Source organism: Rhizobium sp. LC145 (assembly GCF_001005825.1).
GTDB lineage: Bacteria > Pseudomonadota > Alphaproteobacteria > Rhizobiales > Rhizobiaceae > Neorhizobium.
Window position 1 is genome coordinate 175,977 of the sequence record NZ_LBHV01000008.1, and the last position, 19,498, is coordinate 195,474.

Sequence of the window (19,498 nt, forward strand, 5' to 3'; positions counted from 1 at the left end):
GTAAGATCATGGACGAAAAGCTCAGCAAGGTCGATCCGAAGCTCCTCGATCTCCTCGTCTGCCCGCTGACGAAGGGCCGGCTTTCTTTCAACAGGGAGACCAATGAGTTGATTTCGCGGAGCGCCCAGCTTGCCTATCCGATTCGTGACGGCATTCCGATCATGCTGGTTTCCGAGGCGAGGCGATTAGAGGACTAAATCACCTGCCCGGCCAGGAGCTTCGGCCCGTCTTGGCCGGTTTTGCCCGCCGCCTGGCCGATGAAATAGTTCTTGAGCGCCGGCAGCCGTTCGACCACGCCGAGTCCGAAATCGCGGGCGATGCGGATCGGCGTGACATCATTGGAAAACAACCGGTTCAGCACGTCGGTCGTCACACCCATTCGGAACGTATCGAAGCGCCGCCAGGACTGGTAGCGTTCCAGCACGTTGAGCGCGCCGATATCGAGTCCGAGCCGATCGGCTTCGACCACAGTTTCAGCAAGTGCTGCCACGTCCTTAAAGCCGAGATTTAGGCCTTGGCCGGAGATCGGGTGGATGCCGTGGGCCGCATCTCCGGCAAGAGCGAAGCGGGGAGCGACGAAGGCGCGGGCAAGGGTCAATCCCAGCGGAAAGGCGCGGCGCTCGCCGACGACGGTCAATTCACCGAGCTTATGGCCGAAGCGACGCTGCAGTTCCTCCTCGAACACCAGATCGTCGGATGCGACGAGCCTTTCTGCTTCGTCCGAGCGCTCGGTCCAGACGAGCGATGAACGGTTATTCGTAAGCGGCAGGATCGCAAAGGGGCCGGAAGGCAGAAAATGTTCTTCTGCCACCCCCTCATGCGGCCGCTCATGCGCAACCGTTACGACGATGCCGGATTGGCCGTAGTCCCAGGAGACGGTACGGATACCGGCCATGTCGCGAAGCTTGGAGCGCACTCCGTCGCAGGCCACCAGCAGACGGGTCTCCGTTGTCGAGGCATCTGAGAAGGTGACCACCGTTTTCGAGCTGCCGGTCTCAAACCCCGTTGCCGAAAGCCCATGCCGGATAGTGATGCCGAGTCGTTCGCAGGCACCACGAAGGGCCCGGACCATGGCGACGTTCGGCACCATGTGCGCGAATGGGCGACCCTCCTCAATCGTGCCGTCGAAAGTCAGGAATACCGGACGCATAGGATCGGAGGTGCGGGAATCGGTGACGATCATGCTGCTGATCGGCTGCGCCTCGAACTGGATTTCATTCCAGACGCCGAGCACTTCCAGCATGCGGCTGGCGGCGGCAATGATCGCGGAAGCCCGTTCGTCCTTCTGCCAGACGGTTTCGGGGGCTGCCTCAACCACCTCGATTTTCAGATGTGGCGCCGCCTGCTTGACCGCAACCGCGGCGGCGAGACCGACGTAACCGCCTCCAACAACCAGCATGTCCAGCATTTTCATCGGCTCCCGCGAGACTTGAGAATGTTTCTCCAATGCATATAGATCATCCGGCATCCGCTTCCTATCACCGGAGTTCGCCATAATGTCGCGCCCTTCCGAATCCCCGTCCGCCATGGGCCAGCTCATCGTCACGCTAGACCTCGAGAAGCTCGAGGAGAACCTCTTCCGTGGCAATAGTCCGCAGATCGGCTGGCAGCGTGTCTTCGGCGGGCAGGTCATCGCCCAGGCACTGATGGCGGCGCAACGTACTGTGCCTGCGGATCGCTTCGTTCATTCGCTGCATGCCTATTTCATGCGGCCGGGTGATCCCGCGGTGCCGATCGTCTTTCAGGTGGAGCGAATCCGGGACGGGTCAAGCTTTGCCACCCGGCGCGTGGTCGCCGTGCAGCACGGCAAGGCGATCTTCTCCATGTCCGCTTCCTTCCAGATCGAGGAACCGGGCTACGACCATCAGATATCCATGCCGCCGGTTACGCTGCCGGAAAAGCTGATGGGGGAGAAGGAGTTCAAGGAACTCTTCCTGGCGCAGGCGCCCGCTGTGGTACGCAAATACTGGAGCCACGAACGGCCGATCGAAATCCGACCCGTTTCCCTGGTCCACTACCTCACCAAGGACAAATTGGAGCCGAGGCAGGATATCTGGGTGCGCACCGTGGGAGAGGTTCCCGCCGATCGTCATTATCAGGCGGCGGTACTTGCCTATCTCTCCGACATGACGCTTCTCGACACGTCCCTCTATGCGCATGGCACGTCGATTTTCGATCCCGACCTGCAGGTCGCAAGCCTCGATCATGCAATGTGGTTCCATCGTCCTCACGCTTTCGACGACTGGCTGCTCTACACTCAGGACAGTCCAAGCTCTTCCGGCGCACGTGGTATGACGCGCGGCAGTCTCTATACCCGCAGCGGTAGCCTGATTGCCTCCGTGGCGCAGGAGGGATTGATTCGGAAAAGGGCAAATGATTAATTTGTGTGCAATTTCTCATTTTTGCACATAATTTCGCCGCCTAAACGCCGCCCAAATATCCCTTTTTATCCCGACTATCTATTACCTATTAAATTTCAATAAGTTAATTGTGCCGATGAATCTGGCACGCCCTTTGAATGTAGATCGTCAGTCGCTGTCATGATCCGCCAGCGATGAGGAGAGTCGGCTCCGTGCCGAGGACAAACAAAGGATGGGAAGCCAGATGAAAATCGTGATGGCCATTATCAAGCCGTTCAAGCTCGATGAGGTGCGCGAAGCCCTCACGGCTGTCGGTATCCAGGGCCTGACCGTCACCGAAGTCAAAGGTTACGGACGCCAAAAGGGACATACCGAAATCTATCGCGGTACCGAATATGCCGTGAGTTTTCTGCCGAAGCTGAAGATCGAAATCGCAGTCCCCTCCGACCTCGTCGAGAAAGCCGTGGAAGCGATCGCCTCGGCCGCCAAAACCGGCCAGATCGGCGACGGCAAGATCTTCGTCTATTCGATCGAGCAGGCCGTGCGCATCCGTACCGGCGAAACCAATACCGAAGCGCTTTAACGCGGCCGACCAGGGGAGTTACTACCAATGCAATTTTCCAAGATTTCAACCTCTCTCGGACGCCTGGGCGCTGCCTCCGCAGCCTTCCTCGCGCCGGTCGCCGCCTTTGCGCAGGAAGCGGCAGCGCCGGCGGCTGAAGCAGCCGCTGCCGTTCCGGAGAAGGGCGATACCGCATTCATGTTCATCTGCACGCTTCTCGTGTTCTTCATGCTGATGCCGGGTCTTGCCCTCTTCTACGGCGGTCTCGTGCGCGCCAAGAACATGCTGTCGGTACTGATGCAGTGCACGGTCGTCGGTGCGGCCATGATGCTCGTCTGGGTCATCTATGGCTATTCCTTCGCCTTCGGCGGTTCCACCAGCGCCTATTTCGGCGGCACGGCCAAGATGTTCCTTTCCGGCGTGACGATGGATTCCACCGCCGCGACTTTTTCTGACGGCGTCGTCATTCCGGAATTCATCTTCATGCTGTTCCAGATGACCTTCGCGGCACTTACCCCGTCGCTGATCGTGGGCGCCTTCGCGGAACGCATCAAGTTCTCGGCCGTGGTGCTCTTCTGCATCCTGTGGGCTACCTTCGTGTATTTCCCGATCGCTCACATGGTTTGGGATGCCAACGGCCTGCTGTTCGGCATGGGCGCGCTCGACTTTGCCGGTGGTACTGTCGTCCACATCAATGCCGGTGTCGCGGGTCTCGTCGGCGCGATCATGGTCGGCAAGCGCGTCGGCTACGGCAAGGACATGATGGCTCCTCATTCCATGACGCTCACCCTCGTCGGCGCAGCAATGCTGTGGGTCGGCTGGTTCGGCTTCAATGCCGGTTCGAACCTCGAGGCTTCGGGCGGCGCGATGCTGGCGACCGTCAACACCTTCCTCGCCACCGCCGCTGCGATCGTATCCTGGTCGATCGTGGAAACCTTCGCCCGTGGCAAGGCTTCCATGCTGGGCGCTGCGTCCGGCATGATCGCTGGTCTCGTCGCGATCACTCCGGCGGCCGGCATCGTCGGCCCGATGGGCGCGATCGTCATGGGTCTCATCGTTTCGCCGATCTGCTATTTCTTCATCGCTGTGGTGAAGAACAAGTTCGGTTATGACGACACGGCGGATGTCTTCGGCGTCCATGGCGTCGGCGGTCTCTTCGGCGCACTGGCGACCGGCATCTTCGCTTCTTCGTCGCTCGGCGGTATTGGTTACGCCGAGGGCGTGACGATGGGCAGCCAGTTCATGACCCAGCTCACCGCCGTCGTCATCACCATCGTATGGTGCGGCGTCGTCTCCGCGATCCTCTACAAGATCGTGGATGTGATCGTCGGCCTGCGGGTCACGGTGGAAGCGGAACGCGAAGGCCTCGACCTCGCCTCCCACGGAGAAGCGGCATACCATCAGTAATCAAGGGGTTTGCGGCGGCGCATCCGCGTCGCCGCAGGAGAGCCAGCCGCGGCTTTCGTTCGAAAAGCCGCTTTGAGCCCGGACCATCGGTCCGGGCTTTTTGCATTGCCGCGCAGGATCGTGGTTAAAGGGACATTAACCACCCGCACCTTAGTCTTGGCTGAAATAGCACAATCGGCCATCCAGCGATCGATTCGCATGGATGGCGCTTGGCAGGGACAGACGGGCAAACACGATGGGCAGAAGCAGTTCGGCGGCAATGGAAACCAGGTCCACCCGCTTGGTGCTGACCGCCTTCGTCATCCGCCAGCTCATGGCGCTCACCGGCTTCGGCTTATTCATTGCCTTGGCGCTTGCCGTCGCGGCACTTGCCACCTGGAATGTCGCCGATCCGAGCTTCTCCTACGCCACCGACAATCCGCCGACCAACTTGCTCGGTTTCGCGGGAGCGGCCTTCGCCGACCTTATGATGCAGTTCCTCGGGCTTGCCAGCTTGCTTGCGCTTCTGCCGGTACTTGCCTTCTCGCTCGCCCTGATCTCCGGCCGCAGATATGACCGTATCCCCGCGCGGCTAGCGGCCTGGGGAGGTGGAACCTTGCTTTCGGCTGCCACGCTCGGCTGTTTTCCGGCGCCGCCCACCTGGCCGATCCCGAACGGTATCGGCGGTGTCATCGGTGACATGATCCTGCGCTTTCCGGCTCTCTTCGTCGGCACCTATCCGACGGGTATCGTTGCCACAGTCCTCGGCGTTATTTTCGCGCTGCCTTCCGCCTGGTTGCTGCTCTTTGCCTCCGGCCTGGTCGGCGAGGCCTTCGAAGACAGCGAGGATGACGAGGCTCCAGTCGCGGCCGCCAAGACCCGTTCAAAACGGGAGGAGGCCGAGGAGGACGAGGATGATGAAGGCGGCTTTGCCGGTTTCCTGGCCTTCGGAGCAGTCGCCCATTATTGGTACATTGCTCAGGCCCGGCTGCGCCGTCTGGCGGGGATCAAGCCGCGTGCGCGGGTCGGTTTCGACCAGCCTTATGATTTTAACGAGGACGAATTCGGAACGCTGAACGAGCCGATGCGCGCCAAGGCAGCATCGGGTTCCGCCGGACGCCGGCTTGAGCCGTCGCTCGACGGCTCCTCGTCAGCAGCGGGTGCTTCCCGTCGCGTGGTCGCCGCCCCTGCGACGTCCATGGACGACGATGAGGAGGATGACGATCCGCCCTTCGACATGGATATGTCCCGCCGTCCCGCAGGTATCCTGCCGGATGACGACGATGCGCCCTTCGTCGCCTCGCGGGCGCCGCAGCCGGTCGGGGCCGGCTCACGGATGGCATCGCGCGTCACTCCTGCAGCGGCACCGCCGAAGCCGAGCGCCCGCGTGGTGCGCGAGGCCCAAGCTTCCTTCATTGATTCCGACGGTTTCCAGCTCCCCTCCATCCATCTGCTCGCCGAGCCGAGGGCGGTTGCCCGCGACGCTTCTCTTTCGGCCGATGCGCTGGAGCAGAACGCCCGTATGCTGGAAGGCGTGCTGGAGGATTTCGGCGTCAAGGGCGAGATCATCCATGTCCGTCCCGGTCCGGTGGTCACGCTCTACGAGCTGGAGCCCGCGCCCGGCATCAAGTCTTCCCGTGTCATCGGCCTGGCCGACGATATCGCCCGCTCGATGAGCGCGATCGCTGCCCGCGTGGCGGTGGTGCCCGGGCGAAACGCGATCGGTATCGAACTGCCGAACCGCACGCGCGAGACGGTCTACTTGCGCGAGATGATCGGCAGCAAGGATTTCGAGGCGAGCAAGGCCAAGCTCGCCATGGCGCTCGGCAAGACGATCGGCGGCGAGCCGGTGGTCGCCGATCTTGCCAAGATGCCCCATCTGCTTGTCGCAGGTACGACGGGCTCCGGTAAATCGGTCGCCATCAACACCATGATCCTGTCGCTGCTCTACCGCTACACGCCGGAGAAGTGCCGCCTGATCATGATCGATCCGAAGATGCTCGAACTTTCCGTCTATGACGGCATTCCGCATCTTCTCTCTCCCGTCGTTACCGATCCGAAAAAGGCAGTGGTTGCGCTCAAGTGGACCGTCCGCGAGATGGAAGAGCGCTACAAGAAGATGTCGAAGATCGGCGTGCGAAACATCGACGGCTTCAACACACGGGTGGAGCAGGCGCTCGCAAAGGGCGAGGTGCTGACCCGTACGGTGCAGACCGGCTTCGACCGCCAGACCGGCGAGGCAATCTACGAGACGGAGGAGTTCGATCTCCAGCCGATGCCCTATATCGTCGTCATCATCGATGAGATGGCGGACTTGATGATGGTCGCCGGCAAGGATATCGAAGGCGCGGTGCAGCGTCTGGCGCAGATGGCCCGTGCGGCCGGCATCCACGTCATTATGGCCACCCAGCGCCCGTCTGTGGACGTGATCACAGGCACGATCAAGGCAAACTTCCCGACGCGCATCTCCTTCCAGGTGACCTCCAAGATCGACAGCCGGACTATCCTCGGCGAGCAGGGAGCGGAACAGCTCCTCGGCATGGGCGACATGCTCTATATGGCCGGCGGTGGCCGCATCCAGCGCGTTCATGGGCCGTTCGTCTCGGACATCGAGGTCGAGGAGATCGTCGCCTACTTGAAAACTCAAGGCGCACCCCAATATCTCGAGGCGATCACGGCCGATGACGACGAGGATGGCGACGGCGGCGGACCTGCCGGTACTTCCAACCTTTCGGATTCGGACGACCCCTATGACCAGGCGGTGGCAATCGTGCTGCGCGACGGCAAGGCTTCCACCTCCTACGTCCAGCGCAGGCTGGGCATCGGCTACAACCGTGCCGCCTCGCTCATCGAGCGAATGGAGAAAGAGGGGCTGATCGGACCGGCGAACCACGCCGGCAAGCGTGAGATTCTGGTTCCGACCGAGGCGGATATTCTGGATCGGTAACAGGTTGTTGAAGAGGGTGCCGGGCCATCAAGCCGCCGCCTTTCACGCGCAGGAAGCAGCGGAAGGAGATACAAATGAAGAACCAAAAAACCATCCTTTCGGGCGCGCTCGGCCGCAGGCAGTTTTCCCTCGGTCTTGCAGGTCTGGCAGCCGCGGCACTGATGCCGGCATCCGGTTTTGCCCAGGGCGCCGGTGGCTCGGCAGCGGCGCAGCGCATTGCGGACCATTTTTCCTCGGTCAAGACGATGATGGGCGAATTCGTGCAATTCGGCCCCCGCGGCGAACAGACGGGCGGTAAATTCTTCATAGAACGTCCCGGCCGGCTGCGCTTCAATTTCGACGATCCATCGCCGATCCGCGTGATCGCCGATGGCAAGAACGTCGTCATCGGTAATATGAAGCTGAAGACGTGGGACCTTTATCCGCTCTCCAAGACGCCGCTGAGCCTGCTGCTGGCAAGTAAGATCGACCTGTCGAACCAGATGGTGCGCGGCGCGCGGGTGGAGGATGATCTGACGACGATCGTTCTCGGCAACAAGACAATATTCGGAGACTCGACCATCACGATGATGTTCGATTCCAAGACTTACGACCTGCGCCAGTGGACGATCACCGATGCTCAGAACAAGGACACGTCGGTGATGATATACAACGTCAAGACCGGTGTGGGTCTTGACGACAAGATATTCAACATTCCCTATGCGGAAGTGCATCGCCCCCGCAGCCGCAACTGACGGAGCATGCCCCGAAGGCGGCCGCAGCGGCCGCCTTTTTGCTTCTCAGCGCCCGTGGAATCTCCTAAACCTCGCTGGCCAAGCGAGGGACAGTGCATGACGTTTTCTATCACGACCTGGAACATCAACTCGGTGCGGCTGCGCATGCCGATCGTCGAGCAGTTCCTCGTCCGCCACAAGCCGGACATTCTCTGCCTGCAGGAGATCAAGTGCATGGAGCCGGAGTTTCCGCTCCAGCCGCTGAAGGACCTGGGATACGGGCACATCATCATTCACGGCCAAAAGGGCTATCACGGCGTTGCCATCGCTTCGAAAGTACCGCTTCACGAAGACCATCGGCAGAATTATTGCGGGGTCGGCGATGCGCGCCACATTTCGGCGATCTTCGAACGTGGTTCGCGGCGTATAAGGCTTCATAACTTCTACGTTCCCGCCGGCGGCGACGAGCCGGATCGCACGATCAATCCAAAGTTCGGCCATAAGCTGGATTTCATCGAGGAGATGAAGTCGCTGAAGGCCGATGCCATGCCGGGTATATCCTCCATCCTCGTCGGTGATCTCAACATCGCGCCCCTCCAACACGATGTCTGGTCGCACAAGCAGCTCCTGAAGATCGTCAGCCACACGCCTGTCGAGACCGATGGCATGAAGGAAGTCATCGCCAAGGGCGGCTGGCTGGACCTGATGCGCCAGTACACGCCGGAGCCGGAGAAGATCTATACGTGGTGGAGCTACCGCGCCAAGGACTGGGAAGCGGCGAACAAAGGCCGCCGGCTCGACCACATCTGGTCGTCGCCCGATCTCGGCCCTTTCCTGGAGCGGATCGACGTGCTGAAGGAAGCGCGCGGCTGGAACCAGCCGTCCGACCATGTGCCGGTCACGGCGGTCTTCAAGATCTGAAGCGGAATGTCAGCGAAAGCGGTGCTGCATGGCGGCAGCCGCTTTGGCGAGGCCGGTGATATTTTCGCGTATGCGCATTTCGACTGCGTGGCCCACTTGGGGATATTCCTCCAGCAGACGGTGGAAAAGCGAGCGGGTGATGCGCAGCGCTTCGGAATCTTCCAGGGCGATCGCGGTGAACTTGCGCTCCACCATGGTGACGAGCGCCAGCTCCGAAAGCAGCGTGCCTGGCCCGGCGACTTTCTCGGCAACGAGATTGCCGTCGCGCCCGGCGGCCAATAGCTCGAATCGGCCGCTTGCCACGACAAAGGCGCTTTCCGCCGGCGATCTTTCGCGGAAAAGCTCCTGGCCCGCAGCCACGCCCCGCCGTTCAGCGCCGAAAGCGATCAGCCGCAATTGATCGCTATCCAACCCCCGGAAGAGCGGAACCTGGGAAATCAGGCGTATATCGTCGGCAAGCGCCATTGATGTTCTTCTTAAGGGACGATCTTGTAGCCGCCGTTTTCGGTAACCAAGATCTCGGCATTGGAAGGATCACGCTCGATCTTCTGGCGCAGACGGTAGACATGCGTTTCGAGCGTATGGGTGGTCACGCCGGAATTATAGCCCCAGACTTCTTCGAGGAGCACATCGCGGGTCACCACCTTTTGGCCGGCGCGATAGAGATAGCGGATGATAGCCGCCTCCTTTTCCGTCAGCCGGATCTTTTTTCCGTCATCGGTGGTGAGCAGTTTCTGGCTCGGCTTGAAGAGATAGGGGCCAACCGTAAAGGTTGCATCCTCACTCTGTTCGTACTGCCGGAGCTGGGCCCGGATGCGTGCGAGAAGCACGGCGAACCGGAAGGGCTTGGTGATGTAGTCGTTGGCGCCCGCCTCAAGACCGAGAATGGTGTCGGAATCGGTGTCGTGCCCGGTCAGCATGATGATCGGCGCCTTGAAGCCGTTCTTGCGCAGCAGCTTCACCGCTTCGCGGCCGTCCATGTCCGGCAGGCCGACGTCCATGATGAGGAGATCGACCTGGCTGGCTTTTGCGGCACCCATAGCCTTGGTGGCCGTGGCTTCCTGCAAGAGGTTGAATTCGTCATAGAGCGATAACTGCTCCACGAGCGTCTCGCGCAGATCGTTGTCGTCGTCCACCAGCAGAATCGTCCGCGCTGCCATACGTCCTTGCCTCTCGTCTCGCGTGTTCGCTCAGCGCCAGCCGATAGTTTTCAGCGGCACAATTGGTTCGGGCGCTTGATCTAAGTCCCATCGTGCTATGAATTCAAACGAAATCATTTTCAAAGCAAAAACTTGTGAGAAAAATGGCGCATTTTCGAAAGAAGGCAACGGGTTCGCCCGGTGTCGTGACGGTGCGGGCCGCTCCGCGCTGCTCCACGCGCGCGATCGTCAGCTTTGGGGGAATTACGGTTCCAGCAGCGATCGGCCGTTCCGGACGCAGCATTCTCAAGCGGGAAGGGGATGGTGCAACGCCGATTGCAGCCATGCCGCTGCTTTACGGGTTCACACGCGGCGACCGGATGCGATCGCTTGCCACGCCCTTGCCGGTAAGGCGTATCCGCAAGGACATGCTGTGGTGCGACCAGCCCGAACACGCTTCCTACAATCGCCTGGTCAAGGCGCCGTTCCAACGAAGCCATGAGGAGATGATGCGCCAGGACGGCCTCTATGACATCTGCCTCGTGCTCGATTGGAACATCACCTCGCGCCGGCGCTATCGCGGGTCGGCCATCTTTTTCCATCTGATCAAGCCTGGATACCAACCGACGGCGGGCTGCGTTGCCGTAAGCCTCGCCGATATGAGACGGTTGATCCGCTTCATGCGCAAGGGAACCGTGGTGCGGGTTCTATGAAAAAGGCCGGGAAGTACCCGGCCTTTCCGATTTCTTGGAGTGAACCGCCTATTTCCAGTCGCGGATATCGACGAAATGGCCGGCAATCGCGGCCGCGGCGGCCATGGCCGGCGAGACGAGATGGGTCCGGCCCTTGTAGCCTTGGCGGCCCTCGAAATTGCGGTTCGAGGTGGAGGCGCAGCGCTCACCTGGCTTAAGGCGGTCGTCGTTCATCGCCAGGCACATGGAGCAGCCCGGCTCGCGCCATTCGAAGCCGGCTTCCTTGAAGATCTTGTCGAGACCTTCGGCTTCCGCCTGCTCCTTCACGATGCCGGAGCCCGGCACGATCATCGCGTTGACAGTGGAAGCAACCTTCCTGCCTTCGACGACCTTGGCCGCGGCACGAAGATCCTCGATACGGCCATTGGTGCAGGAGCCGATGAAGACGCGATCGATGGCGATGTCGGTTATTTTAGTGCCGGGCTGGAGACCCATATATTCGAGGGCGCGCCACTTGGAGGTTCGCTTCGTCTCCTCCTGGATGTCGTCCGGGTTCGGCACGGCGCCTTGAACTGAAATAACGTCTTCCGGCGAAGAGCCCCAGGAGACGATTGGCGGCAGGTTGGCGGCATCGAGCACGACGACCTTGTCGAAATGCGCGCCTTCTTCCGTATGCAGCGTCTTCCAGTAGTCGAGCGCCATGTCCCAAGCCTTGCCTTTGGGAGCGCGCGGCTTGTCCTTGATGTACTCGAAGGTGGTTTCGTCCGGTGCGATGAGGCCGGCGCGGGCGCCACCTTCGATCGTCATGTTGCAGACGGTCATGCGGCCTTCCATGGAGAGCGAACGAATCGCCTCGCCGGCGAATTCGATCACGTGGCCGGTACCGCCGGCGGTGCCGATCGCGCCGATGATAGCGAGGATGATGTCCTTGGCGGTGACGCCTTCCGGCAGCTTGCCGTCGACGCGCACCAGCATGTTCTTCGCTTTTTTCTGCACCAGAGTCTGGGTCGCGAGAACGTGCTCGACCTCCGACGTGCCGATGCCGTGGGCGAGGGCGCCGAACGCGCCGTGGGTGGAGGTGTGGCTGTCACCGCAGACGATCGTCATGCCGGGCAAGGTGAAGCCTTGTTCAGGCCCGACGATATGGACGATGCCCTGGCGGATGTCCTTTTCGGAATAATATTCGACGCCGAAATCCTTGGCGTTTTGGGCGAGCGCCTCGACCTGGATGCGGCTTTCCTCGTTCTTGATGCCGAGGTGCCGGTCGGGCGAGGTGGGAACGTTGTGGTCGACGACGGCGAGCGTCTTCTCAGGCGCGCGGACCTTGCGGCCGGCCAAGCGCAGGCCTTCGAAAGCTTGGGGGCTCGTCACTTCGTGAACGAGGTGACGGTCGATGTAGAGAAGACAGGTGCCGTTCTCGTCCTGGCTGACGACATGGTCGTCCCAGATCTTGTCATAGAGGGTGCGGGGTGCGCTCATGGCTGCTATCCGTAATGCTGACTGAAAGGGATTGAGGTTGGCAGCGGCTGGCTGCCTCATGCTGAATGAAGTCAGCTAAGTCGGTCGCAAAGCGCCCCGGATACGCGCGCGTAAAATCGTGCCGGCAGGCGCTTATGATCCTGTAGCACGATGAACTGTTTCGCGAGGCATCCGAATTTCGATCCCATGGCGTGAGCTTCTAGCAGTTTTTCCGGGGCGCGGCAATCTTGAAGCTGCTGCATCATCTCTCGAGCTTGGCGCGTGCGATGGGTGTGCCGTTGGTACGCAAGCGCCTCTCGATACCTCGCAGGGCAAGCGAAAGCCCGATCGTCAACAGAAGGTAGATATAGGTGACGATCGAATAGGTCTCGAAGAAGCGGAACGAGCCGGCTGCATAGACCTTGGCCATCTGCGTGATGTCGGCGACGCCGAGCACGGAGACCAGCGAACTATCCTTCACCATCGATACGAAATCATTGGAGAGCGGGGGAAAGATCACCCGCATGGCCTGGGGGAAAACGATCAGCCGGAAGCGCTGGAAACGGGTGAGGCCAAGTGCCTTGGCAGCCTCGACCTGTCCCTCGTCGACCGACTGGAACCCCGCGCGGAATATCTCGGCGATGAAGGCGGCATAACCGATCGTCAGCGCGATCACGGCTCGCCAAAGCAGAGAAACATCCCGAACTAGCAGGCTTTCCGCCAGGCCGCCGTCGATCAGTGGCGCCAATGCCCAATTGTAGAGCGTCACGAAGACCGGTGCGCCGACGAACGCAATGTAGAAAAGCAGAACAAGGATCGGTATGCCGCGGATCATCTCGACATAGAAGCGCGCCGCCTGCCGGAGCAGGATATTGCCGGAAAGGCCGGCAAGCGCGATGCCCAGGCCAAGCACGGTCGCCAGCGAAAAGGCGGCAAGCGTCACGCCGATGGTGATCCCGATCCCCTTGACGATGACGCCGAAGACCTGTGCATAAAGCTCGTTGAAGGCGATCACGCCGGCGAGCACGAGGCAAAGCATCCCGAAGGCGGCGAGCCACCAGGGAAAGTCCTGCGGTTCGGCGACTTTCCGACCGGAAGCCGTCATGAGGCTCACTGGCCCATCTTGTAGTCGAGGAACCACTTCCTGTTCAGGTTATCCAGCGTGCCGTTGGCCTTCAGCGCGGCGATTGCGGCGTTGATCGGTGCAACGAGGTCGGACCCTTTCCTGAAGATGAAACCGAAGTCCTCCGTACCTAGCGGCTCGCCGACGATCTTCAATGTGCCGCCAGAGGCCTTCACATAGCCTTCACCGGCGGTGCTGTCCGTCAGCACCAGATCGACATCGCCCGCTTTCAACGCCTGCACCGTCGCTCCGAAGGTCTCGAAGAGCTTGATGCGCGGGTTCTGCTCATTACCGTCAAGGATTTCGTAGACCGCCGTGTAGAACGGGCTTGTCCCCGGCTGAGCGCCGATGAGAGCGTCTTCTAACCCGGCAAAGCTCTTGGCGTCGGAAAAACGGGTCTCGTCGCTGCGCACCAGCATGAGCTGCTGCGAGCGCATGTAAGGTTCAGAGAAATCCACCTTCTCCTTGCGGTCGTCCTTGATCGTTATGCCGGTCATGCCGATGTCATACTGCCCATCCGCCACGGCCTGGATCATCGCATCCCAACTGGTGTTCTGGTACTCCAGTTTGAAATTGAGGCGTTTGGCGATCTCGTTCATCGCATCATATTCCCAGCCGATCGCAGCACCGCTTTTGGGATCGACGAATTGCAGCGGAGGATAGGCGTTTTCCGTCACCACGACCACGGTGCGTCCCCCGAGATCGGGCAGCTCCGCCGCCTGGCCGCTGAGCGGCGCAAAAAGGAGTGCAGCAAGACCGGCGAGGAATGGGCGTCGGGAGAGCATTGGAAATCCCTCATGAAGTGGACGGCGGAAAGGTCTCACACTTCAAAAGCGAATGGCAAGGCCGGTATTTGCGCGGTGCAGAGAGGAAACAAAAAAGGCGGCCCGAGAGCCGCCTTTTCCGAAAATGATTGTTCGACGCTTATTCGGCGGAAGCTTCCGCAGCCTTCGCTGCTTCGGCAGCTTCTGCCGCTGCCTTTGCTTCTGCGGCTTCCGCTGCAGCCTTCTCGGCGGCGAGAGCCTGGGCGGCTGCCACCTTCTCGGCCTCGATGCGTGCCTTCTCTTCGGCAAGAGCCTGGCGCTCGGCTTCGTTCAGCTTGCGGGCGCGGGTGCCGGTGTTCTCGACGATACGAGCCGACTTGCCGCGACGATCGCGCAGGTAGTAAAGCTTGGCGCGGCGGACCTTACCGCGGCGGACGACATCGACGCTTTCGACGAGCGGCGAGTAGACCGGGAAAACGCGCTCGACGCCTTCGCCGTAGGAGATCTTGCGGACGGTGAAGCTTTCGTTGACACCGCCGCCGGAGCGGGCGATGCAGACGCCTTCATAAGCCTGTACGCGGGTACGGTTACCTTCGCGAACGCGAACGTTGACGCGGACGGTGTCGCCCGGAGAGAATTCCGGAAGGGTGCGCTGAGCGGCGATCTTGGCGGCCTGTTCGGCTTCCAATTCCTGGATGATGTTCATCGGTCAAACCTCTAAGTTCTTCTGAAACAGCCAGAGCGCTCGATGATGTCCCTTGGATCAAGCCTCGGGATTTGCCGTCAGGCAGAGCGGATTCGCCATTCTTTGCTTGCTGGTCGACGGGATTATTTCCCATTTCCGGGTGCGCCAATACACGAAAGAGTCCCGATTGTCATCCCTTAATGGAAAAATTCCCGAAGGCTTCGATTCCTGCGGGCAGGGTAGCAAAGGACGAAGGCTGTGCATGGCGTGATTAACAATTTGTCAAATGCCGAGATAAGCAGCAGACTTGCTGCGGAGCCAATGGCTCCAAGGAAGGCATGGGAGGGGATATCATGTCGGTCAGCAATCCGTCGCCCTCGTTGTACAACGAGGATCTTGCGCCCGCCGAAGAGCGGAGATGGGGCGCTTTCAGCATTTTCAACGTCTGGACGTCCGACGTCCATAGCCTTTGGGGTTATTATCTTGCGGCGAGCCTTTTCCTGCTCTGCGGCAGTTTCGTGAATTTCGTCATCGCGATCGGCATCGGTTCGCTGGTGATCTTCGTCCTCATGAGCCTGGTGGGTAATGCCGGCGTGCGCACCGGCGTGCCGTTCCCGGTGCTCGCGCGCGCTTCCTTCGGCACGTTCGGGGCCAACGCACCGGCACTCGTTCGCGCGGTCGTCGCCTGCTTCTGGTACGGTGCGCAAACCGCGGCCGCCTCGGGCGCCATCGTCGCGCTGCTCATCCGGAACGAAAGCCTGCTCGCATTCCACCAGAGCAGTCACATGCTCGGCCATTCGACGCTCGAAGTGATCTGCTATGTGATCGTATGGGCGCTGCAGTTGCTGATTATCCAGCGCGGCATGGAAACCGTCCGCAAATTCCAGGATTGGGCGGGCCCGGCTGTCTGGATCATGATGCTGATCCTCGCAGTCTACCTGCTTGTGAAATCCGGCACCTTCTCATTCGGCTCCGAAATTCCGCGGGATGTTCTTATCGAAAAGACCAAGGACGCGGGCGTACCCGGCGAGCCGGGGTCATTCGCTGCGCTTGCAGCCGTCGCGGCGACCTGGATTACCTATTTTGCGGCGCTCTATCTGAATTTCTGCGATTTTTCGCGCTATGCGAAGGATGAGAAGACTTTGCGGAGGGGCAACCTTTGGGGACTGCCGATCAATCTTCTGGCTTTTTGCCTGGTTGCCGGTGTCACCACCACGGCCGCCTATGCTGTCTATGGTGAAGTCCTGCTGCATCCGGATCAGATTTCGGCGAAATTCGATAGCTGGTTCCTGGCCCTGCTCGCCGCGCTCACTTTCGCGGTGGCGACGCTCGGCATCAACGTCGTGGCGAACTTCGTTTCGCCGGCATTCGACTTCGCGAATGTCTTCCCGCGCCAGATCTCCTTCAAGCGGGGCGGATACATCGCCGCGCTGATCGCGCTCGCGCTCTATCCGTTCGCGCCATGGGAAACGGGTGCGGCGCATTTCGTCAACTTCATCGGTTCCACGATGGGGCCGATCTTCGGGATCATGATGGTCGACTACTATCTCATCCGAAAGAGCCAGCTCAACGTAGAGGCGCTTTACCACGAAGATGGCGAGTTCCGCTTCCAGAATGGCTGGCACGGCAATGCCTTCATCGCCTTTGCAGTCGGCGCGCTTTTTTCCTCCATCCTGCCGACCTTCACCACCATATTGCCGGCCTGGTGGGGGACCTATGGATGGTTCTTCGGCGTGGCTATCGGTGGCGCCGTGTATTTCATGTTGAGGGCGGGCGCGCGCCGCAAACCCGCCTTCGCCTGATTCTCGATCAGGAGGATGCCCGTCGACTCAAGCGAGCATCCTCCTTTGCCCGCCCGTTCTCGTTTTTCCCGTAAAAGCTCCCAGTTTCGAATCCGCTGATGACCCTTGCCTCTATCGTATTCCTGTTCCTCGCCGGCTTCCTTTCCGGCGCAGTCAATGCCATTGCCGGCGGCGGCACGTTCCTCACTTTCGGCGCCATGACACTCGGCGGCATACCGCCGATTTCGGCCAATGCCACCTCTTCCATCGTGCAATTTCCAGGCTACGTCACATCGACACTCGCCTATTGGGACGAGATATCCAGCCGCTGGCGCAGCGCGCTTGCCCTGGCGGTCGTTTCGGTGATCGGAGCCATCGGCGGATCGCTGCTGCTCCTGTCGCTCGACAATCCGTCTTTCCGCGCCATCGTGCCGTGGCTTCTGGCCGCCGCCACGGCGGTGTTCGCTGCCGGTCCGTGGCTGAAACCGAAAGCATCCGCCGAGCGCCCCGCCAATTCGCTGCCGAGCGTGGCAGCGCAGCTTCCGACCGCTATCTATGGCGGCTTTTTCGGCGCCGGCATGGGCATCATGATGCTGGCGGTGCTCGGCCTCACCACGGGTGGCAGCTATCACCATCTCAACGCGCTCAAGAATCTCCTCTCGATGCTGATCGCGGCGGTGGCGATCGTCATCTTCGTCGGCGGCGGGGTGATCGCCTGGCCTGAGGCGATCGTGATGATTCCCGCTGGCGCTCTTGGAGGCTATGCGGGCGTCTGGATGGCGAGGCGGGTTCCGCAGGCTGTGTTGCGCTGGTGCGTGGTTGCCGTCGGCACGGCGCTCACCGCCTACTATTTCGTGACGGGCTGATCGGCGAGAAGGTCGGGACGGCGCTCCTCCGTCAGCCGTTTCGCCTGCTCATGCCGCCATTTTTCGATCGCCGCATGGTTTCCGGAGATCAGCACGGCCGGTATTTCCCGGCCCTCGAAGACTTGCGGACGGGTATAGTGCGGGTGCTCGAGAAGCCCGTTCTCGAAGCTCTCATGGGTGCCGGAAAGCGCGTTGCCCATGACGCCGGGCAGAATGCGCACAACGGCGTCGAGCAGGGTCAGCGCGGCGGGCTCTCCGCCCGAAAGGACGTAGTCACCGATCGAAACTTCTTCGAGACCGCGAGCGTCGATCACCCGCTGGTCGACCCCCTCGAACCGACCGCAGACGATAACTGCGCCGCCGGCCGCCGCCAATTCTCGCACCCTTGCCTGCGTCAGAGGCTTTCCGCGTGGGCTCATCAGCAGACGCGGGCGGTTGTCGTCCTTCGAAGCATGATCGATGGCTCTAGCAAGGACATCCGGTTTCAGCACCATCCCGGCACCACCGCCGGCCGGTGTATCATCCACCGTTCGATGCTTGTCCTCGGCGAAGTCCCTGATCTGCACCGTTTCGAGCGACCACTGGCCGCGCTCCAGCGCTTTTCCGGCCAGAGAATGGCCAAGATGACCGGGAAACATTTCGGGATAAAGCGTCAGTATCGTCGCGCGGAAAACCATGGGCCTTAACTGCCCTTGCGGCGGAAGCTCTTTCCCGGACCGCCCTCATCAGGCTCTTCGGTCAAGCCGGCGGCCTGCGGATCGATCAGGATCTTTCCTCCCTCAAGGTCGATTTCCAGCACCGCGGCTTCCGAGAAGGGGATGAGGGCCGGACGCCGGCCGGCGCCTTTCAGCTCCAGGAGGTCGCCGGCACCGAAGTCAAAGATGGCGCTGACGGTTCCGTAACTCTTGCCGTCGCGATCGACCACTTCCAGTCCTTCGAGATCGGCGTAGTAGAACTCGTCCTCGTCCAACTCCTCGTCGGGCAGGTTGTCGCGTTCTATGAAGAGTTCGAGCCCGTTCAAGGCTTCGGCCGCATTCCTGTCATTGATGCCGCGGAAGCGGATGATCACGACATTCTTGCCTTCGCGGATCTCAAGGATTTCGAAAACCCGGCCGTCCTCGCTGTGGAGATTGCCGTAGTCGCCAAGCGCCATGGGATCGGCTGCATAGGACCGCACGCGCACTTCTCCCCTCAGGCCCTGGGGTGCTCCGATCGTCGCCATCAGAATGGGGTTCTCAAGCTTCGTCATGCGGTCTTCATCTCGTTGCGTCGCTTCATTTAAGCTCCGCGCGATCAAAAGCAAACAGCAAAACGGGCGGCATGTTGCCATGCCACCCGTCGAAAATGCCGGAACGCTGAAATTATTCCGCTGCGGCTTCGGCTGCTGCGGCCTTGGCGTCTTCCTCGCGCTGAGCACGCTCGGCGGCGCGCTCTTGGGCCTTCTTGCCCGGCTTTGCCTTTTCCGGGTTGCTGCGGACGTCGCGCTGAGCGATGCCGGCTTCCGCGAGGAAGCGCAGAACGCGGTCGGTCGGCTGCGCGCCGTTGTCGAGCCAATGCTTGATGCGATCGGCGTCCAGTTCAACGCGCTTTGCATCTTCCTTGGCCAGCATCGGGTTCCAGGAACCGAGCTTTTCGAGGAAGCGGCCGTCGCGCGGGCTGCGGGCGTCGGCAACGACGACGTGGTAGTACGGACGCTTCTTGGAGCCGCCGCGGGCGAGACGAATTTTAAGGGCCATTTCAATTTACTCCTTGGGTTTTCTCTGGGCCGCCATCAGGCGGTCTGTTTCGTGTTGCCGCCATGCTCGGCGGCGATCGCTTCATGATGCCGGATCACTTCCCTGATGATGAAGTTCAGGAACTTCTCAGCAAAGTCCGGGTCCAGATGAGCTTCCTTCGCCAATTGGCGGAGGCGTTCGATCTGGTATTCCTCGCGCGCCGGGTCGGCCGGCGGCAAATCGTACTTGGCCTTCAAGAGACCAACTTCCTTGGTGCAGCGGAAACGCTCGGCCAGCATGTGCACGAGCGCCGCATCGATGTTGTCGATCGACTGGCGATAGCTCGAAAGCCGGGCCTTCACCTCGGGGTCAACCATCCAAATCCC

At 60.9% G+C, this 19,498-nt stretch carries 21 protein-coding genes; 10 read left to right on the plus strand and 11 right to left on the minus strand.

What is annotated here, in order from left to right; genetic code table 11:
• Positions 1 to 8: 8 nt before the first annotated feature.
• Positions 9 to 197 carry a Trm112 family protein gene (locus YH62_RS20940; protein ID WP_046796218.1) on the plus strand — a complete coding sequence of 63 codons (189 nt, stop codon included), beginning with the start codon at positions 9 to 11 and terminating at the stop codon, positions 195 to 197.
• On the opposite strand, the gene YH62_RS20945 is transcribed toward YH62_RS20940, so the two are convergent.
• A complete protein-coding gene (locus YH62_RS20945) occupies positions 194 to 1,468 on the minus strand; it encodes a ubiquinone biosynthesis hydroxylase (protein ID WP_280950072.1) in 1,275 nt (424 codons plus the stop codon). The two genes, YH62_RS20940 and YH62_RS20945, sit on opposite strands and share 4 nt — an antisense overlap.
• A gap of 28 nt (positions 1,469 to 1,496) precedes the next feature.
• Here YH62_RS20945 and tesB point away from each other — a divergent pair, with 28 nt between their 5' ends.
• The 6 genes from tesB to YH62_RS20975 all read left to right on the plus strand — a co-directional run bounded on the left by tesB (position 1,497) and on the right by YH62_RS20975 (position 8,889).
• Positions 1,497 to 2,381 carry an acyl-CoA thioesterase II gene (tesB, locus tag YH62_RS20950; RefSeq protein ID WP_046796219.1) on the plus strand — a complete coding sequence of 295 codons (885 nt, stop codon included), beginning with the start codon at positions 1,497 to 1,499 and terminating at the stop codon, positions 2,379 to 2,381.
• 211 nt (positions 2,382 to 2,592) lie between these two features.
• Positions 2,593 to 2,943 (plus strand): P-II family nitrogen regulator, encoded by a 351-nt coding sequence (locus tag YH62_RS20955; protein WP_046796220.1) that lies wholly within the window; start codon positions 2,593 to 2,595, stop codon positions 2,941 to 2,943.
• 27 nt (positions 2,944 to 2,970) lie between these two features.
• The gene (locus YH62_RS20960; protein ID WP_046796221.1) at positions 2,971 to 4,329 is read left to right on the plus strand and encodes an ammonium transporter; all 1,359 of its coding nucleotides are present in this window, start codon (positions 2,971 to 2,973) and stop codon (positions 4,327 to 4,329) included.
• Between the two features lie 235 nt (positions 4,330 to 4,564).
• Positions 4,565 to 7,255, plus strand: a complete 2,691-nt coding sequence (locus tag YH62_RS20965; protein ID WP_046796222.1) for a DNA translocase FtsK — start codon at positions 4,565 to 4,567, stop codon at positions 7,253 to 7,255.
• A 74-nt stretch (positions 7,256 to 7,329) separates the two neighbouring features.
• On the plus strand, positions 7,330 to 7,989 hold the full coding sequence (locus YH62_RS20970) for an outer membrane lipoprotein carrier protein LolA (protein ID WP_082118441.1): 660 nt from the start codon (positions 7,330 to 7,332) through the stop codon (positions 7,987 to 7,989).
• Between the two features lie 96 nt (positions 7,990 to 8,085).
• Positions 8,086 to 8,889, plus strand: a complete 804-nt coding sequence (locus YH62_RS20975) for an exodeoxyribonuclease III (protein WP_046796223.1) — start codon at positions 8,086 to 8,088, stop codon at positions 8,887 to 8,889.
• Between the two features lie 9 nt (positions 8,890 to 8,898).
• Here the strand turns inward: YH62_RS20975 and YH62_RS20980 are convergent, their stop codons facing one another.
• Both YH62_RS20980 and YH62_RS20985 read right to left on the minus strand, forming a co-directional pair.
• Positions 8,899 to 9,354: a cyclic nucleotide-binding domain-containing protein gene (locus YH62_RS20980; protein ID WP_046796224.1), complete on the minus strand. Its 456-nt coding sequence runs from the start codon at positions 9,352 to 9,354 to the stop codon at positions 8,899 to 8,901.
• An 11-nt stretch (positions 9,355 to 9,365) separates the two neighbouring features.
• Positions 9,366 to 10,049: a response regulator transcription factor gene (locus YH62_RS20985; protein ID WP_046796225.1), complete on the minus strand. Its 684-nt coding sequence runs from the start codon at positions 10,047 to 10,049 to the stop codon at positions 9,366 to 9,368.
• A gap of 143 nt (positions 10,050 to 10,192) precedes the next feature.
• Between YH62_RS20985 and YH62_RS20990 the strand changes: the two genes are divergently transcribed.
• A complete protein-coding gene (locus tag YH62_RS20990) occupies positions 10,193 to 10,741 on the plus strand; it encodes a L,D-transpeptidase family protein (RefSeq protein WP_046796226.1) in 549 nt (182 codons plus the stop codon).
• 48 nt (positions 10,742 to 10,789) lie between these two features.
• Here the strand turns inward: YH62_RS20990 and leuC are convergent, their stop codons facing one another.
• From leuC to rplS, 4 genes are all read right to left on the minus strand, one after another.
• A complete protein-coding gene (gene leuC, locus YH62_RS20995; RefSeq protein WP_046796227.1) occupies positions 10,790 to 12,199 on the minus strand; it encodes a 3-isopropylmalate dehydratase large subunit in 1,410 nt (469 codons plus the stop codon).
• Between the two features lie 241 nt (positions 12,200 to 12,440).
• On the minus strand, positions 12,441 to 13,283 hold the full coding sequence (locus YH62_RS21000) for an amino acid ABC transporter permease (RefSeq protein ID WP_046796228.1): 843 nt from the start codon (positions 13,281 to 13,283) through the stop codon (positions 12,441 to 12,443).
• A gap of 5 nt (positions 13,284 to 13,288) precedes the next feature.
• Entirely contained in the window at positions 13,289 to 14,086 is a 798-nt protein-coding gene (locus tag YH62_RS21005; protein WP_046796229.1) for a basic amino acid ABC transporter substrate-binding protein, read from the minus strand.
• Between the two features lie 139 nt (positions 14,087 to 14,225).
• On the minus strand, positions 14,226 to 14,771 hold the full coding sequence (gene rplS / locus YH62_RS21010) for a 50S ribosomal protein L19 (protein WP_046796230.1): 546 nt from the start codon (positions 14,769 to 14,771) through the stop codon (positions 14,226 to 14,228).
• 332 nt (positions 14,772 to 15,103) lie between these two features.
• Here rplS and YH62_RS21015 point away from each other — a divergent pair, with 332 nt between their 5' ends.
• Complete coding sequence (locus YH62_RS21015; RefSeq protein ID WP_046796231.1) at positions 15,104 to 16,552, plus strand: NCS1 family nucleobase:cation symporter-1; 1,449 nt, start codon at positions 15,104 to 15,106, stop codon at positions 16,550 to 16,552.
• Positions 16,553 to 16,650: 98 nt separating this feature from the next.
• Positions 16,651 to 17,397, plus strand: a complete 747-nt coding sequence (locus tag YH62_RS21020) for a sulfite exporter TauE/SafE family protein (RefSeq protein ID WP_046796232.1) — start codon at positions 16,651 to 16,653, stop codon at positions 17,395 to 17,397.
• On the opposite strand, the gene trmD is transcribed toward YH62_RS21020, so the two are convergent.
• The 4 genes from trmD to YH62_RS21040 form a co-directional block, all read right to left on the minus strand.
• Positions 17,379 to 18,074, minus strand: a complete 696-nt coding sequence (gene trmD / locus YH62_RS21025; RefSeq protein WP_046796233.1) for a tRNA (guanosine(37)-N1)-methyltransferase TrmD — start codon at positions 18,072 to 18,074, stop codon at positions 17,379 to 17,381. The two genes, YH62_RS21020 and trmD, sit on opposite strands and share 19 nt — an antisense overlap.
• Before the next feature lie 5 nt (positions 18,075 to 18,079).
• On the minus strand, positions 18,080 to 18,646 hold the full coding sequence (gene rimM / locus YH62_RS21030; RefSeq protein WP_046796234.1) for a ribosome maturation factor RimM: 567 nt from the start codon (positions 18,644 to 18,646) through the stop codon (positions 18,080 to 18,082).
• A gap of 112 nt (positions 18,647 to 18,758) precedes the next feature.
• The gene (gene rpsP, locus YH62_RS21035) at positions 18,759 to 19,133 is read right to left on the minus strand and encodes a 30S ribosomal protein S16 (RefSeq protein WP_046796235.1); all 375 of its coding nucleotides are present in this window, start codon (positions 19,131 to 19,133) and stop codon (positions 18,759 to 18,761) included.
• A 35-nt stretch (positions 19,134 to 19,168) separates the two neighbouring features.
• Positions 19,169 to 19,489 carry a chorismate mutase gene (locus YH62_RS21040; RefSeq protein ID WP_046796236.1) on the minus strand — a complete coding sequence of 107 codons (321 nt, stop codon included), beginning with the start codon at positions 19,487 to 19,489 and terminating at the stop codon, positions 19,169 to 19,171.
• Positions 19,490 to 19,498: the final 9 nt, after the last annotated feature.